General features: G+C 53.8%; 1 protein-coding gene. It reads right to left on the bottom strand.

Annotated elements, in window-relative coordinates; genetic code table 11:
• Positions 1 to 96: 96 nt before the first annotated feature.
• Positions 97 to 411, bottom strand: a complete 315-nt coding sequence (locus O4H32_RS14900; RefSeq protein ID WP_269360403.1) for a DUF1153 domain-containing protein — start codon at positions 409 to 411, stop codon at positions 97 to 99.
• Positions 412 to 463 lie beyond the last annotated feature (52 nt).

Below are 463 nucleotides of genomic sequence, written 5' to 3'. Positions count from 1 at the left end.
AATACACCGTGCGCCGGGGGATATTGAACCACTGGCACAGCTTGGAGATCGAGACGATGAATCCATCTTCCTTCAGTCCCTGGCGGATCGTCTCGATCACTTCTCGTCCTCGCCCAACAGGGACTGCAATTTTTTTCTTGCTCTGAGCTCCAGCATCGCTTCGCCATAGGCCTCTTGCAAGTCTTTGATCTGGCGTTCGTATTGCTCTTTGATGTCCAGTGGGTTAGCCCGCAGGGCGTTCTCCATGCCGCGCTTGGCATCATCGACCCATGTTTCAACCTCGGAGGGCGACAGGTCGTAGGATCGACTGGCCTCGGATACGGTCGTCTTGCCCTGGATGATGTCCAGCACCAGCGCGCTCTTGCGCTTGGCTGTCCATCGCTTGATCTCGTCTTCCATCTTTATGCTCATGGTGATTTCCTCTTCAATTATCACCTGAGCAGGTTTTTACTGGGTCAATACA

Source organism: Castellaniella denitrificans (genome assembly GCF_027214045.1).
Taxonomy (GTDB): domain Bacteria; phylum Pseudomonadota; class Gammaproteobacteria; order Burkholderiales; family Burkholderiaceae_B; genus Castellaniella; species Castellaniella denitrificans_A.
Note: the sequence above shows the minus strand (reverse complement) of the source record. Positions and strands in the feature narration are given on the sequence as shown.

Excerpts from the sequence above, each read along its gene's own strand:
- O4H32_RS14900 (WP_269360403.1), bottom strand. The coding sequence starts at position 411 with ATGAGCATAAAGATGGAAGACGAGATCAAGCGATGGACAGCCAAGCGC.